Raw genomic sequence first — 18,329 nt, 5'->3', positions numbered from 1 at the left:
CTGTCGTGCTGACTGCATGAGGTGGGACCTCGGGCCTTCGGCCCAGGAACTCTGGCGGGTCATACTCTATGAATCCCGCACCGGTCGATACTTTTCGAGATCGGGGGTTTGTGACGCGCGGAAACCGGTGCGTCACATGCCGGAAACTTAGCGGCGGATTCACGCGGCGCAATTCGTACTCGTGAGCAACCGTTGATCTCCCGGTCATTTCGCGCATCATGTCGGCAATACCCGCTCCCTACCGTCGAAGACAACCGATTGTGGGAGGCCTGAGTTGAGCATGCTGACGCGTAACCGTGACATCGAGAACTGGGATGCCGAGGATGTCACGGCCTGGGAAGCCGGTGGTAAGGACGTCGCCAAGCGGAACCTGATCTGGTCGGTTTTCGCCGAGCATGTCGGTTTCTCGGTGTGGTCGATCTGGTCGGTAATGGTGCTGTTCATGCCGACCGAAACCTATGGCATCGATCCGGCGGGCAAGTTCTTCCTCGTCGCCGTGCCGACCCTGGTCGGTGCGATCCTGCGAATTCCGTACACCGTGGCCACCGCCAAGTTCGGCGGCCGCAACTGGACCATCTTCAGCGCGGTCCTGTTGCTGATCCCGACGCTGCTCACGCTGTATTTCATCAATCAGCCCGGCACTTCGTACACGACGTTCCTGGTGGTAGCCGCCTTCGCGGGCTTCGGTGGTGGCAACTTCGCCTCGTCGATGACCAATATCAACGCCTTCTACCCGCAGCGCCTCAAGGGCTGGGCGCTCGGGCTCAACGCGGGCGGCGGAAACATCGGCGTACCGGCCATCCAGCTGCTCGGCCTGCTGATCATCGCCACCCTCGGCAACGACTACGCCTCGCTGATCTGCGCGGTCTATCTGGTTCTGGTTGGTCTTGCCGCCCTCGGCGCCGCCTTGTACATGGACAACCTGCGCAACCAGAAGGCCGACCTGTCCGACATGGTCGCGGCGCTGAAGGTGCCGCAGTCGTGGGCGATCGCGTTCCTGTACATCGGCACGTTCGGTTCGTTCATCGGCTACAGCTTCGCCTTTGGGCAGGTGCTGCAGATCAGCTTCAAAGCAGGCGGTGACAGTGCCGCGCAGGCCGCGCTACATGCCGCGCAGATCGCGTTCATCGGACCGCTGCTCGGTTCGCTGGCCCGCCCCTACGGCGGTAAATGGGCCGACCGGATCGGCGGCAGCAAGGTCACCATGTATGTCTTCGGCGCGATGATGGTCGCCGCCGTGGTTGTCGCGGCGGCGAGCACCCTGGGTGATCGCAATGGCGGCGTGCCGAGCGGCGCGGCCATGGCCACGCTGATCGGCGGGTTCATCACATTGTTCATCCTGTCCGGTATCGGCAACGGCTCGGTCACCAAGATCATCCCGTCGGTGTTCGAGGCCAAGTCCAAGAGTCTGGCCCGCCCCCGTCATGAGCAGGCCGCCTGGGCGCGTAATACGTCCGGTGCGCTGATCGGTTTCGTCGGCGCGATCGGTGCGCTCGGCGGTGTCGGCATCAACCTGGTGTTGCGTTCCTCGTACGCCTCGACCAACTCGGCGACCACCGCGTTCTGGGTTTTCATGGTCTTCTATGTGGCGTGCGCCCTCGTTGTCTGGGCGGTCTTCCTGCGGCGGCCGAGTTCGCGTCCGGACGCCGACGTGGTGGTCGAGGCGGAGGCATTCGTCCTGGAAGCCGAAGTGGCGGCGAGCGTCGAGGACAACGCCCGCGCTCGGGCCTGACGCCTGAACCGATCCCGCAACTACTGCCCGACGGCACGCTATTCGCCGTCGGGCAGTATCGCGTTCATCGCCCGTACCGCGGCGATGCCACCAGGAGTCGTCGACCTACCTGCGCCGTCTGCTGACCGGCCCTTCGGCCATATGACTATCGTTCGACCAGTCCGGAATTCGAAGGCAGTCGGGAGAACTGTGTGGTCATCGACAAAGTCGCATGGATACATGTGGTCGACGGAAAGGTGCTGAGCACCCGATCGCGTGGCAAGGACGTCTACTACTTGCCGGGTGGTAAGCGAGAACTCGGTGAGAGCGATACCGCGACGTTGGCGCGGGAAGTGTTGGAGGAGTTGACCGTTCGGATCGATCCGACGACCGCGCGGCATATCGGCACCTTCGAGGCGCAAGCGCACGGTCACCCTGACGGCGTTGTTGTGCGGATGACCTGCTACACAGCGGATTTCGAAGGAAGTCTGGCACCGGCAAGTGAGATTGCCGAGATCGTCTGGTTGACGGGGTCCGATCGCGATTCAGTGCCGCCGGTTGATCAGCTGATCTTCACGCACCTGCAGGATCAGGGCCTGCTGGACGGATAGGTCGGGACCGCCCCTGTCATTTCCGACCGCACCGATCAGATCGCCTACCGGAAACGGCGGGGGCCGCGAGGGTGGCGGATCAGCGCCAGTGTTCTGGCGTGACAGGAGCTTCCCAGGCACGCGCGTAACGGCGGGTGTCGGGGGCGTTGGATTCCTTGCGGCGATACACGACGTACGGCCGCGTGAGGTAACCGATGGGGGCGCTGAACATGTGGACCAGGCGGGTGTAGGGCCAGATCCCGATCAGGATGAGCACGACCAAGCCGTGCGCCTGGAAGGTCCACGGTGTGCCGACCATCAGGCCGGGTTCCGGATTCAAGGTGAAAAGGCTTCGGAACCAAGGCGAAACGGTTTCGCGATAGTTGTAGGTGCCCCACAAGAGGTTGCTGCCCCAGGTGTTGAGCAGGCCGGTGATCAACGCCGCCGCCAGCAACACGTACATCAATTTGTCGCTCGCACTCGTCGCCTTGCGCACCGCGGGCACGGTGATTCGGCGATAGAGCAGGATAGCGACGCCGACCAGCACGGCAGCCCCTGCCACGGAACCCGCGGAGACCGCGACCAGGTGATAGGTGTGCTCCGAGATGCCGACGGCGGCGGTCCACGATTCGGGGATCAGGATGCCCATCACGTGACCGCCGATGACCCCGAGCATGCCGAAGTGGAACAGCGGGCTGCCAAGGCGCAGCAGGCGGCTTTCGTAAATCTGGGAAGAGCGTGTGGTCCAACCGAATTGGTCGTTCCGGTAGCGCCAGAGGTGCCCAAGGACGAACGAGGTGAACGCCACGTACGGCAGGGTCAACCACAGTGTGCTGGTCATCGGCGGCCTTCTCCTTGCGCGAACATCGTGGGATCCATGGCGAACGGTTCGAGGCCGACTTCTTCCTCCGGCGGCCCCTGTGCGGCCAGCTCGGCGATGCGCCGCCGGTCCGCCGTGGTCAGCGGCGGCAGCGTGGCGACAACGGCCGCCAGCACAGCGGCGTAGGGAGAACCGTTGTCGGACAGCGAAAGCCGGAGTAGCTCGATAACCGGGAGGTGTTCGCCGAGTAGCCGTTCACCGCCGATCGGGTCGACCGTCGCGGCGAACTCCAGCAGCACAGGCAGGTGATCTGGCAGTTCCTCATCACCCAGTTCGACGCCCGCATGCCGGTAGGCGTGTTTGAACCGGAGCAACGCCATTCCCCGCTTGCGCGTGTCGCCGTAGGCGTAGAAGGTCAGGTGCATGCTCGAACGCCGACGCAGGTCGAAGGTTTCGACGTATTGCCGCGCCAGGTCCAGCGGCGCGGTGGCCCGCAGGTGGGCCAGGAATTCCACCAGCTCGTTTCGCACGGAGTCCGGCAATTCCGCTGCGGCGGCCGCCATTTCGTCCACCATCGCGAGGGTTTCCGGGTGTGGGTAGTCGAGCAGCAAGGCGGCCATGCGCCACACCAAGCGCCGGTCCCGCTCGGCGATCGGCACCGCGGGTTCGGGCCTGCGCCGTACCTTCAGCAGAGCCATGACGACTCACCGCTCGACGCCTGCGGAAAACCGTTCGCGCGTACCGAGCGGCCGGATGGTGCGTTGCGGATCATTGGGGCGCTCCGGTGGGGGTCGGCGTGCTGTCGGGGGCGACACCGTTACCGGCGGTGGCTCGTCCCCCGTTGTTGCCCGCGCCGTTGGTCCCGTTAACCGGCGCGCCGTTGGTGCCGTTCCCGACCGTGCTGTCGGCCGCCGATGGCAGTAATCCGTTGGTGCTCTTGCCGTCCCAGTTGAGCAGGTTGACGCGGTTCGACTTCTCCGCCGGGGCAGCACCGTTGGTGTCGGTCAGATGGAACTTCTCCACCATCGTGTCGAACGCCGTCATGCCCGGCCCCCCGTCATTGTCCAGGCTGCAGCCGGTGGCCAGGGCGTCCAACTGGTGCGCTTCGGAACCCGCACCGGACGGAATCACGTACCGGTGTTCGTATTTCGCGATCGCCAGCAGACGGTACAGCGATTCGATCTCTTCGGGCTCCAGCCGCACCGAGGCAGCGATCGCCGGATCGGGCTCCTCCCCCAGGTTCACCGACCGCATGAACGCTCGCATCCCGGCCAACCGCTGCAACGCGGCACGCACGGGCCCGACGTCCCCGGCGGTGAACAACTCGGCAAGGTATTCCACCGGGATCCGGAGTGCATCGATCGCGCCGAACAAATTCCTGGCGTCCTCGCCATCGTGTCCGGTCTCCGACAGCACATCCACCACCGGCGACAGCGGCGGCACGTACCAGACCATCGGCATCGTGCGGTACTCCGGATGCAACGGCAGCGCGATCTGGTAGTCGACGATCAGTTTGTAGATCGGCGAATCCTGTGCTGCCTGAATCCATTCCGGCGAAATACCGGCCCGTTCGGCCTCGGCGACTACGCGCGGGTCGTGCGGGTTGAGGAAGACGCCCAACTGCGCAGGGTACAGGTCCTTGTCGTCGGTCACCGACGCCGCTTCGAGGACCTTGTCGGCGTCGTAGAGCATCACGCCGATGTAGCGCAGCCGTCCGACGCACGTCTCCGAACAGACGGTGGGGATGCCGACTTCCACTCGCGGGTAGCAGAACGTGCACTTCTCCGCCTTGCCCGTCTTGTGGTTGAAGTAGATCTTCTTGTACGGGCAGCCGGTGACGCACTGCCGCCAGCCGCGGCACTTGTCCTGGTCGACGAGCACGATGCCGTCCTCGGCGCGCTTGTAGATCGCGCCGGACGGGCACGATGCCGCACACGAGGGGTTCAGGCAGTGCTCGCAGATCCGCGGCAGATAGAACATGAACGTCTGCTCGAACTCGAGCTTCACCTGTTCGGACAGCCGCGACAGCAGAGGGTCCTTGCCGACCTGTTCCGGACCGGAGCCGAGATCGTCGTCCCAGTTGGCGCCCCAGGTGATCTTCGTATTCTCGCCGGTGATCAGCGATTTCGGGCGGGCGACCGGGGTGGTGTCCATCGCGGGCGAGGACAGCAGGTTGTCGTAGTCGTAGCTCCACGGTTCGTAGTAGTCCGACACCGTCGGCAGGTCCGGGTTGGCGAAGATGTTGAGCAGGCGCTTGAGCCGGGAACCGGATTTCAGGGTCAGTTTGCCCCTGCGGTTGAGCTGCCACCCGCCCTTCCACTTCTCCTGGTCCTGATACTGGCGCGGATACCCTTGGCCGGGACGGGTTTCCACGTTGTTGAACCACATGTACTCGGTGCCGCCGCGGTTGGTCCACGCTTGCTTGCAGGTGACGCTGCAGGTGTGACAGCCGATGCACTTGTCCAGGTTCATCACCATGGCGAGCTGGGCCATGACGCGCATGTCAGTACTCCACTTCCTGCGAGCGCCGCCGAATCGTGGTGACTTCGTCGCGCTGGTTTCCGGTGGGGCCGTGGTAGTTCAGCGCGAAGGACTGTTGCGCGTAGCCGCCGATGAGGTGCGAGGGTTTGATCATGATTCGGGTCAGCGCATTGTGGATGCCGCCGCGTTTGCCGCGCGCGTCGTTGACCTCGGGCCGGTCCTCGATGCGTGGCACGTCCACCGCCCGGTCCTGCGCGTGATACATGAACACGGTGCCCTCGGGCATCCGGTGCGACACGATGGCCCGCGCGACGACGACACCGTTGCGGTTGACCGCCTCGATCCAATCGTTATCGGCGACACCGATTTTCGCCGCATCCTTTTCCGACATCCAGATCGACTGCCCGCCGCGAGACAAGGTGAGCATGTGCAGGTTGTCTTGGTACGCCGAGTGAATCGACCACTTCGAGTGCGGCGTCAGGTAGCGGACGGTCACGCCCTTTTCGGTCACGGCGCCGACTCCGGGTTCACTGAACAGCGCGGTCATGTCCAGCGGCGGACGGAAAATCGGCAGCTGCTCACCGAGTTCGAGCATCCAGTCGTGGTCCAGGTAGAAGTGCTGGCGGCCGGTGAGGGTGTGCCACGGCTTCAACCGTTCGGTGTTGATGGTGAACGGTGAGTACCGTCGCCCGCCGGTCTCACTGCCGGACCACTCCGGCGAGGTGATCACCGGCACCGGGCGAGCCTGGGTGTCGGCGAAGGTGATTCGTTTGCCTTCGTGTTCGGCGGCCAGGTCGGCCAGCTCGGTGCCGGTACGCCGCTCCAGCGCCTCGAAGCCCTGTACCGCCAGCCTGCCGTTGGTGGTGCCGGACAGCGCGAGGATCGTCTCCGCGGCGTGGGTGTCCTTGGCCAGTGACGGACGACCCTGGGCCACACCGGAAACGACGGTGCCGTTGACGCCCGCGAGGTACTTCACTTCCTCGTCGGGATACGTCGTGACGCCCTTGGTGGTCAGTCCGAGGGTATCGATCAGCGGCCCGAGGGCTGCCATCTTCTCCGCGATCTTCGGGTAATCCCGTTCCACCAGTACCAGTTTGGGCATCGTCTGCCCCGGAATCGGTTCGCATTCACCGGCTTTCCAGTCCAGCACCCGACCGCCCGCCTGCGCCATGGCATCCGGTGAATCGTGTTGCAACGGCACCGCGACAATGTCTTTACGGACACCGAGATGCTTTTCCGCCATCCAGGAGAAGCCGCGCGCGATCCGATGGAAGGCATCGAAGTCGGTCTTGGCCTCCCACGGCGGTGAGATCGCCGGGGAGAAGGCGTGCACGAACGGATGCATGTCGGTGGAGGACAGATCGTGCTTCTCGTACCAGGTGGCGGCGGGCAGCACGATATCGGAGAACAGCGTGGTGCTGGTCATCCGGAAATCCAGGGACAGCAGCAGATCCAGTTTTCCGGTCGGCGCCTGCTCGCGCCAGACCAGCTCCTGCGGCCGGACTCCGGTGACATCGGTGGTCTGCACATTGGAGTCCGCGCCGAGCAGGTGCTTGTGGAAATACTCGTTGCCCTTGCCCGAGGAGCCGAGCAGGTTCGCGCGCCACACCGTCAGGCAGCGCGGGAAGTTCTCCGGCGCGTCCGGATCTTCACAGGCGAATCGCAGGTCGCCGGACTTCAACTCGTCCACGATGTGCTCCGGTGCCGACTTGCCCGCCCGCTCGGCCTCGTCCGCCAAATCCAATGGATTGCGGTCGAATGTCGGGTAGCTGGGCATCCAGCCGAGCCTGCTCGCCAGCGCGATATTGTCGGCGGCGGTGCGGCCGGCGAACCGGCCGTCCCCCAACGGCGAGGCGAAGGTCTGGGCGGTGAACGGATCGTAGCGCCACTGGTCATTGGTCAGGTACCAGAAGACGGTGCCCTGCATCTGCCGCGGCGGCCGCTGCCAGTCCAGGCCGAAAGCCAGCGTGGACCAACCGGTTACCGGGCGGCACTTCTCCTGACCGACGTAGTGGGCCCAGCCGCCGCCGTTGACGCCCTGACAGCCGGTGAGCAGGGTCAGTGTGAAGAACGCGCGGTAGATCTGGTCGGAGTGGAACCAGTGGTTGGTGCCCGCTCCCATCAGGATCATCGAGCGGCCGCCGGAACGATCGGCATTGTCGGCGAATTCGCGGGCGATCCGCGTCGCCTGCGCGGCCGGGACACCGGTGATGGCCTCCTGCCAGGCCGGGGTATACGGCTCGGCGGCATCGTCGTAGCCCGTCGGCCAGTTGCCGGGTAGCCCTTCGCGCGCGACACCGTATTGCGCGAGCAGCAGGTCGAACACGGTGGTAACCCGTTTTCCCGCAACGGTAATCGTCGGCACCCCGCGGGTGAGCACACCCGGCACATCGGTGTCGAAGCGTGGAACCTGAACGGCCGCGGTGTCTTCGGTGCGGCCGTGCAGCGTCAGCAGCGGGTCGACGTCGGCCAGATCGAGATTCCACCGTCCGGTACCGGACGCGCCGAACCGGTCGCCCAGGGACCCGTTGGGCACCACCGGATTCCCGTCCGAATCCAGCAATACGGTGCGGAACTCGTCGCCCTCGGCCCCCTGGGTTCGCGGTTCGGCCGCCCCCTGCGCAACCGAACCGGCCGCCGCGAGATCGGCTGCGGTGAGGAACTTCCCGGGAACGTGAGCGCCGTCGCGCTCGTCGAGGGTGATCAGGAACGGCAGATCGGTGTAGCGCTTGACATAGCCGGTGAAGCGGGCGGTGGTCTTGTCGACGAAGAACTCCTTGAGCATCACGTGCCCCATCGACATGGCAAGGGCCGCATCGGTTCCCGGCCGCGCCGCCACCCACTCGTCGGCGAACTTGGTGTTGTCGGCGTAGTCGGGGGAAACCACGACCACCTTCTGGCCGCGATACCTGGCCTCGGTCATGTAGTGCGCGTCCGGTGTCCTGGTCACCGGCACATTCGAACCCCACATGATGAGGTAGCCCGCATCGAACCAGTCGGCGGACTCCGGGACGTCGGTCTGGTCGCCGAAAACCTGTGGCGAGGCCACCGGCAAGTCGGCGTACCAGTCGTAGAACGACAGCATCGAGCCGCCGAGCAGCGAAATGAAGCGCGCGCCGACGGCGTGGCTGACCATGGACATGGCGGGGATCGGCGAGAAGCCGGCCACCCGGTCCGGGCCGTACTGCTTGATCGTATAGACGTGCGCCGCGGCAGCGATCTCGGCCGCTTCCCACCACTCGGCGCGGACGAATCCGCCTTTGCCCCGAGATGACTTGTAGCGCTTGGCCTTCGCGGCATCTTCGACGATCTCACCCCAGGCCAGTACCGGATCCTTGAGCCGAGACTTGGCCTCCCGGTACATCTCCAGCAGCACGCCACGGACGTAGGGGTAGCGAACTCGGGCGGGTGAGTAGGTGTACCAGGAGAACGAAGCACCGCGCGGGCAACCCCGCGGCTCGTACTCGGGCTTGTCCGCGCCCACTGAGGGATAGTCGGTCTGCTGCGACTCCCAGGTGATCACACCGTCTTTGACATAAATCTTCCAGGAACACGACCCGGTGCAGTTCACCCCATGCGTGGAACGCACGACCTTGTCGTGCGACCAGCGGTCCCGGTAGAACTCGTCGGCACCGCGTCCGCCGGTCTTGTGCAAGGTGCGCTGGTCGGCCGACATCTCGCCGCGGTGGAAATACTTGCCCAATCGCAGGAGTGCGTCACCGGCGTCGGCGGATGGTCGGTCGGTCCGTGAATGCGCCACGACGCCCCCTTCGAGCTGTGAAAATCGGGCTGGTGCTCCGACTGTAAAGAGGTTGGGACCTGCCGCCAAACCATTCCCTCACACCCCGCGATGCCCGGTTGTGCGCTGTGAGGCCGCGGCAATATGCCGGTCATCGTGCGCCGATCACGAATGATCTCTCGCAGCAGCCCGACCTGCACGAAAGGCCGCGGACCAGCCGAAATACCGGCCGGTATACAGTTTTCGACGCATTGCCTGTGATCGCTTGGAAACCGCGGGTTCTCGGGTGATTTACATTTGTTAACACGCTGGCATTCGGCTTCGCGGATCGCGCGTCACGTCAGCGGTCCATCGGTCAGCGCGGTTTCCGGTCGTCGAGCAATCGTGCGGCACCGACACACAACTCCTCGATCGCCTCCCCTACCGGTTGCACCCGGGTGACCAGCCCTACCCCTTCTCCGGCGTCGACCGGAACAACCTTCGGGTCCGCCGCGGCCAGCGCGGTGGCCAGGGCTTGTTTCGCCTGCCGGTCGCCGGACAGCCGCCGTTCCCGGCCGGTCCATCGGTCGGCGAACTCATTGCGCAGCACCCGGGCGGAGTACCTGGCCGGCCACGGCAACTCCATGCCGACGTCGAAGGCTCGCGTCACGATCGTTTCGGTCCCCTCGGCCGCGAGCAGAGCCCGGCGGGCGTCATCGGTCAGCAACGATTCCGAACACGCGGCCAGACTGGTACCGAGCCACGCCCCACTGGCACCCGCGACGAGTATCCCGGCCAGGCTCGCCGGCGACGCGATACCGCCCGCGGCCAGTACCGGAATCGACACGGCACCGATGACCGCATCCAGCAACGGTAAGGTCGCCATCTCCGCCGCGCCGTGCCCACCACCCTCGGCGCCGCGAGCGACGACGACATCGATGCCAGCGTCCTCGGCCCGCCGAGCCTCATCGACGTTGTATACCTGTGTGGCCGTGCGAATTCCGGCATCCCGCACACGATCCACCCAGGACAGGTCGGTTCCGAAGCTCACCGAGATCAACGCCGGGGCGGCGGCCATGGCGAGCTCGAACAGTTCCGGTTCGGCAGCGACCACCCAATCCACCAGTCCGATCCCGAATGGACCACGCACACCCCGCAAATGATGGAGCTCCCGCTCCAATGCCCGCGCCGACCCGGCGCTGCCCATGCCGATCATCCCCAACCCGCCCGCGGCCGTCACCGCGGCGGCGAACCGGCCACCGGCGACTCCGCCCATCGGGGCATTCACCAACGGCACCCGCAGTCCCATGCCCCTCGACCAGGCAGTGGCGAGCCCGCCGAGCGATTCCACTCCAGTCGACGTCATGCCGACTATGGCAACACAGTGCGCCGTGCCACCGCCAGTGGCGAACTGGTGGCGCCGGTCCGTGTCGGCGCGGGATGGCGCGCTGCCGCCGGTAGCGTTGGCGTCCATGTCCACGGGTGGCAGCAGTACCACAGCAATCCTCGCCGCATTGGCGGCCAACGCCGGGATCACGCTCGCGAAATTCGTCGGCGCGGCGCTGACGGGGTCGTCGTCCATGCTGGCCGAGGCCATGCATTCGCTGGCCGACACCGCGAACGAAGGTCTGTTGCTGTTGGGTAAGCGCCGTGCCGCGCATCCCCCGGACGCGGTGCACCAGTTCGGTTACGGCCGCAATCGCTACTTCTACTCGTTTGTGGTCGCGTTGGTGCTGTTCACCATGGGCTCGCTGTTCGCCATCGATGAGGGCATCACCAAGATCCGCCGCCCCGAGGAGCTCAGCTCACCGGTGGTCGCGATCGCCATTCTGCTCATCGCGATGGTGTTGGAGACCTTCAGTCTGCTCACCGCGCGGCGCGAATCCCAGCCGCTCAAGGGACGCGGGAGCTGGTGGCAGTTCATCCGTACCTCGCGCAATCCCGAACTGCCGGTGGTGCTGCTGGAAGACAGCGGGGCGCTGGTCGGTCTCGCGTTCGCCTTCACCGGTGTCGGATTGACCGTGCTGACCGGGGACCCACGCTGGGACGGCGTCGGCACGCTGGCGATCGGCATCCTGCTCGGCGCCATCGCCGTAATCCTCATCGTGGAGATGAAAAGCCTGCTCATCGGCGAGGGCGCCACCCCCGACGAAGACCGCGCGATCCGCGCAAACCTCGTCGACGGCACCCACATCGACCGCGTAATCCACCTGCGCACCGAATATCTCGCCCCCGACGAACTGCTCATCGCCGCCAAGGTCGCCATCCGCCCCGACCTCACCATCAACAACCTCGCCACCGCCATCGACGCCGCCGAAGCCCGCGTCCGCGCCGCCGTCCCCACCGCAAACGTCATCTACCTCGAGCCCGACCTCTACCGCCCCAATCCCGAACCAGCCTGAACGGACTTCCACCCCGCCCGTTCGGATCTGGGTGACCGTAATGGTGGTCGTACCGGAGCCGGGAGTGGTTTCGTCTGAAGCAACTGTCAGGGTGGAGCGAAAGGCCTTGTATGTCTGTCGATTACACAGGTGAGAGCGGGGCCGGTGTGCGGGTGGTCAAGCTCGGGGCGCACATTGGTGCGCGGATCGAGGGGGTCCGGCTGGGTGGGGAGTTGGACGGGGAGACTGTTGCCGCCATCCGTGCGGCACTGCACGAGCACAAGGTGATCTTTTTTCGCGGGCAGCATCAGTTGACGGAGGACGGGCAGTACGAATTCGCGCAGCTGCTCGGCAGTCCGACTACCCCGCACCCGACTGTCACCTCGGCGGGGGTGAAGAGCTTGGCGATCGATTCCCGGCACAGTCGGGCCAATACGTGGCACACCGATGTCACCTTCGTCGATCGGGTTCCGAAGGCATCGATCCTGCGCGCGGTCGCGCTGCCCAGCTACGGCGGCTCGACCACCTGGGCCTCGACCGTCGCCGCGTACAACTCGCTGCCGGAACCGCTGCAGCGGCTGGCCGAGAGTCTGCGCGCGCGCCACACCAACCAGTACGACTACGCCGCCGACGCGGAGGACCACCCAGACGAGAACACCAGGGCCTACCGTCGTGAGTTCGAGTCCAAGTATTTCGAGACCGAACACCCTGTGGTCCATGTGCACCCGGAGACCGGCGAGCGTGCCCTGTTGCTGGGGTGCTTCGTGAAGCAGATCGTCGGCCTGCCGAGCAACGAGTCGCAGGCGCTGTTCCGGCTGTTCCAGGACCGGGTGACGCGCTTGGAACACACCACCCGCTGGAATTGGTCCCTCGGTGACGTCGCCATCTGGGACAACCACGCCACGCAGCACTACGCCATCGATGACTACGACGGCAGCGAGCACCGCAGGCTGACCCGCATCACGCTGGCCGGCAACGTTCCGGTCGGCGTCGACGGCGCGTCGAGCACCGTGATCGCGGGCAACGCCGAGTACTACTCGCCTGTCGACACCCGGACGCGAGCGGCATAACGTTCCGCCGCGCGAAATGAGCGCGACAATCCGACGATTCGCCCGCCGCGCGCCCTCCGCCGCCGAACGCGCCGTATCGATTAATCTTTGACGGCTCGCGCCCGGTTACTACGCGCATACAGGTACGCCTGACGATGGGAATCGCGTGAACTTATGGAGCTACATCCGTGGACGTGGAGAATTTCTGGCGTTTCTCACGTATCAACATGCCTCCCTGGCGTTTCAGACGGTCTTGGTCGGAACTGTTGCCGCTGTCCTCATCGCCGTCGCGGTATATAGGCTCCCGCTGTTGGCCGCACTCTCGCTGACCTCGAGCCGGGTCGCGCTGACGATTCCCTCGCTGGCGCTGTTGGCGTTGCTGCTGGTCCCCTTCGGACTCGGCGTGGTCCCGTCCTTCATCATGCTGGCGTTCTTCGCGGCGTTGCCGGTGATCGGCAACGCGATCGTCGGGTTGCGGTCGGTGCCCGCCTCGATTGTCGAATCCGCCCGCGGCATCGGCTTTTCCCGATGGCGCATTCTGCTCACCGTCGAATTGCCGATTGCCTGGCCGGTGATCCTCACCGGCATCCGGGTGTCCACGCAGATGATTGTCGGCGTCGGCGCCATCGTCGCCTATGTGCTCGGCCCCGGTCTCGGATCGCTGATCTTCAACGGTCTTTCCCGACTCGGTGGCGCCAACGCCCTCGAAATGGCGCTGACCGGCACCATCCTCATCGTCCTCATCGCGTTGGTGTTCGACGCGCTGCTCGTACTGCTCGGCCGGCTCACGATCGCAAAGGGACTGTCATGACCGATGCTGTGACCAGTCAGCCCGCTCCGGAGCGCAATGTGACCGGTGCGCCTATCCACCTGGATTCGGTCGTCAAACGCTATCGGGGCCAGGACAAGCCCGCCGTCGAGCGTCTCGACCTGGAGATCGAAGCAGGCGATATCGTCGCGTTCGTCGGCCCGTCCGGCTGCGGCAAGACGACCACCCTGAAAATGATCAACCGGCTGATCGAGCCGACCGAAGGCCGGATCTTCATCGGCGGTCGCGACGTCACCAGGGAGGATCCCGACAAGCTGCGGCAGTCGATCGGGTACGTCATCCAGTCCGGCGGACTTTTCCCGCACTGGTCGGTTGCCAAGAACGTCGGTGCCATTCCCCGAGTGCTCGGGTGGGACAAGAAGCGGATCGCCGACCGCACCGAGTACCTGCTCGACCTGGTCGGCCTGGACCCGGCAACCTTCGCCGACCGACTGCCGAAGGACATGTCCGGTGGACAACAGCAGCGGGTCGGCGTCGCCCGCGCGCTCGCGGCGGACCCGCCGGTGCTGCTGATGGACGAGCCGTTCGGCGCGGTCGATCCGATCACCCGGGTTCGGTTGCAGGACAGCCTGATCGCGATCCAGCACGAACTCGGCAAGACCATCGTCATCGTCACGCACGACTTCGAGGAGGCCACCAAGCTCGGCGACAAGGTGCTCATCCTGTCCGAGGGCGGTCACGTCGAGCAGTACGCGCGCCCGGAGGAAATCCTCACCGACCCGGCAACGCCGTTCGTGGAGGAGTTCGTCGGTTCCGGCGCGAAGCTGGCGTATCTGACCGTGTCACGGGTGCGTGACGTCGCTTACGACAAGGTGATCACCGCGCGGGTCGGTGAGCCGGCGCGGCCGGTGATCGAACGTGCGAAGGCCGCCGGACACACCTGGGTCGTCGTCGTAGACGAGGCCGGGCGGCCGCGATCGTGGCCCTCCCTCGCGGAAGTGGCGACCAAACCGGAGGTCTCGGACTTCCTCGATCGGCGATTGCCCGTCGTCGCGCGGTCCTCCACCCTCAACGACGCGCTCGACGCCATGCTCGCGGCCAGCCAAGGCGCCGCCCTCGTCACCGATGGCCGCGGCGCGGTCGTCGGCTCGCTCAGCATCGGTTCGGTGACCGAGACGATCCAGACCAAGCTCGCCGACGTGCGCTCCGAAGAGGCGGACCTGTCGTACGAAACGTACGTCGACGGCACCGATCCGGCACCGACGCCGGTGGTCGCCGCCGACGACGAACCCGGATCGGCCGGGCCGTCGTGAATCGGCTGCGCCGCATCCCGATCGACGTGTGGTTCGAGCCGATCATCATCGGTGTCCTGGGTGTCGGATACGCCCTCTGGTATCGGTCGGCGACGTTCACGCCCACCGAGCAGGCGTCGCTGGGTTGGGCCAACTTGCAGACCACGATCCTCGAACACGTCAAGCTGACCGTGGTGGCCACGCTGATCGTGGTCGTCGTCGCTATTCCGCTCGGCATCGCACTCACCCGTCCCGCGTTGAAGCGGCTCGAGCCGATCGCCGTCAATTTCGCCAATATCGGCCAGGCCGCGCCCGCCGTCGGCCTGCTCGTGCTGTTCACCTTCTGGTTGGGCACCGGATTCCGCACGGCGATCGTCGGTCTCGTCGTGTACGCGATCCTGCCGATCCTGCAGAACACCATCGTCGGGCTGCGTCAGGTGGATCAGCGCACGATCGAGGCGTCGCGCGGCATCGGCTTCTCCGGTGCCAGAACGCTGTTCCAGGTCGAGCTGCCGCTCGCGGTGCCGGTGATCCTCAACGGCGTGCGCACCGCGCTGGTCATTCTGGTGGGTACCGCGACGCTGAGCACCTTCATCGGCGCGACCAGCCTCGGCACGCTGATCACCACCGGTGTCACCCTCTTCCTGCCCAAGCTGCTCATCTCCGGTGCGATCCTCGTCGGGCTGCTCGCATTGATCATCGACTGGCTCGGCAGGCTCGTCGAACTCGCCGCGACGCCGCGAGGCATCTCATGAAAACGTCACGCGTCCAACTGGTCACGCTGCTGTGCGCCCTCGTCGTGACAATGCCGACGCTGGCCGGGTGCGGTCTGGTCAGCTCATCCGGAACATTTCACGACGCGCGTCTGCCGGATGGTGCACAGCCACTGGACGGCGCGAAGCTGGTCGTCACCTCGAAGAGCTTCACCGAGGGCGTGCTGCTTGGCAAGATCACCGCAACGTACCTGGCCGCGGCAGGCGCCGAGGTGAAAGACCTGACCGGCGCACCGGGTTCCGCATCGTCTCGACAGGCCCAACTCAACGGCGACGCCGACGTGCTCTGGGAGTACACCGGCACCGGCTGGGTCAACTACCACAACCAGACCGAGACGATCACGGACCCGACCGAACTCTGGCAGCGCGTCCACGACCTCGAACAGCGCGACCACAATCTGGAGTGGCTGCCGCCCGCCAACTTCAACGACACCTACGCATTCGGCGCGTCGACGCCGAATGCCGAACGCCTGCGCGTGCGCTCACTCTCCGACGTGGCGGCGCTGCCGGTCCCCGACCGGACATTCTGCGTCGACGACGAATTCTTCAGCCGCTCCGATGGTTTCATTCCGATGCTGCTGAAATATGGGATCCCCTACAACGATCCGAATGGCGTCCCCTCCGGTAACGTCACTCGAATGGATGCCGGGGTCGTCTATACCGCGACGGCCAAGGGCGCCCCCTGTAATTTCGGCATGATCTACACCACCGACGGTCGAGTCAAAAACCTGAACCTCGTCGTCCTCGATGACGACAAGAAATTCTTCCTGCCCTACAGCGGCACGGCGGTCGTACGCGGCGCCGTCATCGACCGCCACCCCTCGATACGGCCGCTGCTCGGGACTATCTCCGACCACCTCACCGATGAGCTGATGCAGGACCTCAACGGTCGCGTCGACATCGATGGCGAGGACCCCGCCGATGTCGCCTACGACTGGCTGAAGAGCGAAAAGCTCATCGAGTAGGCGGTTTTCACGACCGGTCAGCGATTCGCCAGCGCCTTGACGATCGCCTCACCGAAACTATTGGCGGAGGCGGGATTCTGACCGGTTACCAGGCGGCCGTCCACGACGACGTTGTCGGTGAAGTTGGCGGCCGGCTGGTGGATGGCGCCGCGCTCGGTGAGTGCGGTTTCCAACAGGAGCGGAACGACATCGGTCAGGCCGACGGCGGCTTCCTCCTCGTTGGTGAAGCTGGTCAGCTTCTTACCCGAGACGAGGTAGTCACCTTCGGAAAGCTTGATGTCGAGCAGTCCGGCGGGACCGTGACACACCGCGGCGACAACACCACCGTTTTCATAAACCTTGGCCGAGAACTCGGCCAGCGCCGCGTTGCCCGGGAAGTCGAACATGGTGCCGTGGCCGCCGACGTAGACGACGGCCTCGTAGTCGGCCGGGTCGTAGTCGGCAGGGGTCTTCGTGTCGGCGAGTTGTGCCGCGATGCGCGGGTCGGCGAAGAATTCCTCCTGGCCGGGATCGTCGGGGTCGCGACCGTCCTGCGGCGGCACCCCGCCCTGCACCGAGGCGAGGTCGACGGTATATCCGGCTTCGGTCAGTATCTTCCACGGGCGCGCGGCCTCGTGGACGTAGAAGCCGGTCTTGCGAATTCCGCCGAGATCGTCGTGGCTGGTCAGGAAGAACAGAACGCGTTTGGTGCTCATTGCTGATGGCCCCCGGATGGAGTTGGTGGAATGCGGTTCTAGCCCGCAAAATCCGACTGTAGCGACGAGTGGGCGTGGCGGCCGATCAGATTGTTTATGGCCCTCATCGACCGCTTCGGTTCCCCCGATTGTCGCCGTAACCGACCGACTTCGGGGTAATGGCGTTCTGGTGCTTCTTCACGGCCTCGACGATCAGCGCCGCCGCGTTGCGCAGTCCGGATCTCCGGTTGAGATCGGCCGTCCGGGCGGCGAGGTACAACGTGTTCAACGGTGCGATGTCGGTGGTGTCGAGCCGGACCAGATTTCCGGCGGCCACCTGGTCGTGCACCAGATAGCTCGGCAGCACACTCATTCCGAGGCCGTGCACGACCGCGGCCTGCAACGCGAAAAGGTTCGGCAGGACAGCCCGCAACCGCAGATCCGGCAGCTCACCGAAAATGGTCGTCCAATAGCGGCGCACAATCGGCAGACTGCGATGGTAGGTCACCACCGGCAGCTGCCGGATACTGTCCAGATCCAGGATGGCCGGCGCCAGTTGCGGGGCGCACACCAGCCAGAATTCCTCATCGGCGATCGGCCGGGCCAGCACGGCCTCGTCGCGCGGACGAAGCGTCGAGACCACCAGGTCGAGCCGACCGCTGGTGAGGGCGGCGATGAGCTCGGCGAAATCGCCGAATTCCATCTCGATGCGGGGCAGCTGGTCGCCGTACGGCGCCAGCGCCGGGATCAGGCAACTCGTGGTGAACTCGGCGGGTCCGCCGAGATGAATCGTCCGTACGATTCCGGCCTCGGCGATCTCGTCGAGGAAGAACCGGTCGATCTGGTCGAGCTGGTCACCGAACGCGGCGGCCATCTCGTGCGCGTAGGCGGTGGGGGTCACGCCGACGGCGGTGCGTTCGAACAGCTCCCTTCCGAGCTGGCGTTCGAGCGCACCGATGTGGTTGGTGACGGTGGGCTGGGTAACCGCGAGGAGTTTGGCGGCGCCGGTGAACGTTCCGGTCCGGTAGACCGCGAGGAACGTCCGCAGCACATCCAAGGCCGGTGGCTTGTCCACTGTCATGCCCCCAGTCTCGCCGACCGACGCC

The 18,329-nt window shown here is 65.4% G+C and carries 15 protein-coding genes; 8 read left to right on the top strand and 7 right to left on the bottom strand.

What is annotated here, in order from left to right; translation table 11 throughout:
- The first annotated feature begins 280 nt into the window (after positions 1–280).
- Positions 281–1,732, top strand: coding sequence for a nitrate/nitrite transporter (locus KV110_RS15130; protein WP_218478480.1), 1,452 nt, complete (start codon positions 281–283; stop codon positions 1,730–1,732).
- Between the two features lie 191 nt (positions 1,733–1,923).
- Positions 1,924–2,322, top strand: coding sequence for an NUDIX hydrolase (locus KV110_RS15125; protein WP_218476764.1), 399 nt, complete (start codon positions 1,924–1,926; stop codon positions 2,320–2,322).
- Positions 2,323–2,401: 79 nt separating this feature from the next.
- Here the strand turns inward: KV110_RS15125 and narI are convergent, their stop codons facing one another.
- From narI to KV110_RS15100, 5 genes are all read right to left on the bottom strand, one after another.
- Entirely contained in the window at positions 2,402–3,142 is a 741-nt protein-coding gene (gene narI, locus KV110_RS15120) for a respiratory nitrate reductase subunit gamma (RefSeq protein WP_218476762.1), read from the bottom strand.
- Positions 3,139–3,819: a nitrate reductase molybdenum cofactor assembly chaperone gene (gene narJ / locus KV110_RS15115; protein WP_218476760.1), complete on the bottom strand. Its 681-nt coding sequence runs from the start codon at positions 3,817–3,819 to the stop codon at positions 3,139–3,141. Before narJ ends, narI begins: the two co-directional genes overlap by 4 nt.
- A gap of 70 nt (positions 3,820–3,889) precedes the next feature.
- Positions 3,890–5,623 (bottom strand): nitrate reductase subunit beta, encoded by a 1,734-nt coding sequence (gene narH / locus KV110_RS15110; RefSeq protein ID WP_218476759.1) that lies wholly within the window; start codon positions 5,621–5,623, stop codon positions 3,890–3,892.
- Between the two features lies 1 nt (position 5,624).
- Positions 5,625–9,278 (bottom strand): nitrate reductase subunit alpha, encoded by a 3,654-nt coding sequence (locus KV110_RS15105; RefSeq protein ID WP_246634733.1) that lies wholly within the window; start codon positions 9,276–9,278, stop codon positions 5,625–5,627.
- Positions 9,279–9,696: 418 nt separating this feature from the next.
- Complete coding sequence (locus KV110_RS15100; RefSeq protein WP_218476755.1) at positions 9,697–10,686, bottom strand: NAD(P)H-dependent flavin oxidoreductase; 990 nt, start codon at positions 10,684–10,686, stop codon at positions 9,697–9,699.
- A 106-nt stretch (positions 10,687–10,792) separates the two neighbouring features.
- Between KV110_RS15100 and KV110_RS15095 the strand changes: the two genes are divergently transcribed.
- The 6 genes from KV110_RS15095 (at position 10,793) to KV110_RS15070 (ending at position 16,549) form a co-directional block, all read left to right on the top strand.
- Complete coding sequence (locus KV110_RS15095; RefSeq protein WP_218476753.1) at positions 10,793–11,722, top strand: cation diffusion facilitator family transporter; 930 nt, start codon at positions 10,793–10,795, stop codon at positions 11,720–11,722.
- 110 nt (positions 11,723–11,832) lie between these two features.
- Positions 11,833–12,771, top strand: a complete 939-nt coding sequence (locus tag KV110_RS15090) for a TauD/TfdA dioxygenase family protein (RefSeq protein ID WP_218476751.1) — start codon at positions 11,833–11,835, stop codon at positions 12,769–12,771.
- A gap of 145 nt (positions 12,772–12,916) precedes the next feature.
- Positions 12,917–13,561, top strand: coding sequence for an ABC transporter permease (locus KV110_RS15085; RefSeq protein WP_218476749.1), 645 nt, complete (start codon positions 12,917–12,919; stop codon positions 13,559–13,561).
- On the top strand, positions 13,558–14,832 hold the full coding sequence (locus tag KV110_RS15080; RefSeq protein WP_218476747.1) for an ATP-binding cassette domain-containing protein: 1,275 nt from the start codon (positions 13,558–13,560) through the stop codon (positions 14,830–14,832). Before KV110_RS15085 ends, KV110_RS15080 begins: the two co-directional genes overlap by 4 nt.
- Positions 14,829–15,566: an ABC transporter permease gene (locus KV110_RS15075; RefSeq protein WP_218476746.1), complete on the top strand. Its 738-nt coding sequence runs from the start codon at positions 14,829–14,831 to the stop codon at positions 15,564–15,566. The genes KV110_RS15080 and KV110_RS15075 overlap by 4 nt, the downstream gene beginning before the upstream one ends.
- Positions 15,563–16,549: a glycine betaine ABC transporter substrate-binding protein gene (locus KV110_RS15070; protein ID WP_218476744.1), complete on the top strand. Its 987-nt coding sequence runs from the start codon at positions 15,563–15,565 to the stop codon at positions 16,547–16,549. Before KV110_RS15075 ends, KV110_RS15070 begins: the two co-directional genes overlap by 4 nt.
- A 17-nt stretch (positions 16,550–16,566) precedes the next feature.
- On the opposite strand, the gene KV110_RS15065 is transcribed toward KV110_RS15070, so the two are convergent.
- Together KV110_RS15065 and KV110_RS15060 are read right to left on the bottom strand one after the other, a co-directional pair.
- Positions 16,567–17,244: a type 1 glutamine amidotransferase domain-containing protein gene (locus KV110_RS15065; protein ID WP_218476742.1), complete on the bottom strand. Its 678-nt coding sequence runs from the start codon at positions 17,242–17,244 to the stop codon at positions 16,567–16,569.
- A 103-nt stretch (positions 17,245–17,347) separates the two neighbouring features.
- Positions 17,348–18,304 (bottom strand): LysR family transcriptional regulator, encoded by a 957-nt coding sequence (locus KV110_RS15060; RefSeq protein WP_218476741.1) that lies wholly within the window; start codon positions 18,302–18,304, stop codon positions 17,348–17,350.
- Between the last annotated feature and the right edge of the window lie 25 nt (positions 18,305–18,329).

Origin of the sequence: Nocardia iowensis (assembly GCF_019222765.1) — a bacterium.
Taxonomy (GTDB): domain Bacteria; phylum Actinomycetota; class Actinomycetes; order Mycobacteriales; family Mycobacteriaceae; genus Nocardia; species Nocardia iowensis.
Note: the sequence above shows the minus strand (reverse complement) of the source record. Positions and strands in the feature narration are given on the sequence as shown.

Excerpts from the sequence above, each read along its gene's own strand:
- KV110_RS15070 (WP_218476744.1), top strand. The coding sequence starts at position 15,563 with ATGAAAACGTCACGCGTCCAACTGGTCACGCTGCTGTGCGCCCTCGTC.
- narJ (WP_218476760.1), bottom strand. The coding sequence starts at position 3,819 with ATGGCTCTGCTGAAGGTACGGCGCAGGCCCGAACCCGCGGTGCCGATC.
- narI (WP_218476762.1), bottom strand. The coding sequence starts at position 3,142 with ATGACCAGCACACTGTGGTTGACCCTGCCGTACGTGGCGTTCACCTCG.
- KV110_RS15090 (WP_218476751.1), top strand. The coding sequence starts at position 11,833 with ATGTCTGTCGATTACACAGGTGAGAGCGGGGCCGGTGTGCGGGTGGTC.
- KV110_RS15130 (WP_218478480.1), top strand. The coding sequence starts at position 281 with ATGCTGACGCGTAACCGTGACATCGAGAACTGGGATGCCGAGGATGTC.
- KV110_RS15100 (WP_218476755.1), bottom strand. The coding sequence starts at position 10,686 with ATGACGTCGACTGGAGTGGAATCGCTCGGCGGGCTCGCCACTGCCTGG.
- KV110_RS15105 (WP_246634733.1), bottom strand. The coding sequence starts at position 9,278 with ATGTCGGCCGACCAGCGCACCTTGCACAAGACCGGCGGACGCGGTGCC.
- KV110_RS15080 (WP_218476747.1), top strand. The coding sequence starts at position 13,558 with ATGACCGATGCTGTGACCAGTCAGCCCGCTCCGGAGCGCAATGTGACC.
- narH (WP_218476759.1), bottom strand. The coding sequence starts at position 5,623 with ATGCGCGTCATGGCCCAGCTCGCCATGGTGATGAACCTGGACAAGTGC.
- KV110_RS15065 (WP_218476742.1), bottom strand. The coding sequence starts at position 17,244 with ATGAGCACCAAACGCGTTCTGTTCTTCCTGACCAGCCACGACGATCTC.
- KV110_RS15060 (WP_218476741.1), bottom strand. The coding sequence starts at position 18,304 with ATGACAGTGGACAAGCCACCGGCCTTGGATGTGCTGCGGACGTTCCTC.
- KV110_RS15095 (WP_218476753.1), top strand. The coding sequence starts at position 10,793 with ATGTCCACGGGTGGCAGCAGTACCACAGCAATCCTCGCCGCATTGGCG.